General features: G+C 63.2%; 1 protein-coding gene. It reads right to left on the bottom strand.

Annotation, left to right across the window (positions count from 1 at the left end):
• On the bottom strand, window positions 1–356 hold a 356-nt coding region (locus AB4Z42_RS28525; protein ID WP_442012602.1), incomplete at both ends, for a hypothetical protein.

Raw genomic sequence — 356 nt, 5'->3', positions numbered from 1 at the left:
TGGGCGGCGAACAGCGCCGGGATCGATCCCGACACCGGCGCCGGGGCACTCAACAATGCGCGGTTGCTGATCCGATCCAACCGGGCATGTTCATGCTCATCGAGCACTTCAATCGAGGACAACCGCCGGGTCAGATCGGCGGTCATCACCATCAGCACCAGCTGCAACCGATCGATCAGCGTCTGGATCGTCGCGGTGTCGAACACGTCGGTGCGGAACTCCACGACACCGGAAATCCCGGCTGCCTCACCGCCGTCGGTGAATCGTTCAGTCAGCGAAAAGCTCAGGTCCATCCGTGCGGTGTGTGTCTCGATCGGCAACGCGGACACCTGCAGATCCGCCAATCCCAGCGCGGC

It is taken from the genome of Mycobacterium sp. 2YAF39 (genome assembly GCF_052114565.1).
Classification (GTDB): domain Bacteria; phylum Actinomycetota; class Actinomycetes; order Mycobacteriales; family Mycobacteriaceae; genus Mycobacterium.
The sequence above is the reverse complement of the archived record's forward strand: the minus strand, read 5'-3'. Positions and strand labels throughout refer to the sequence as shown.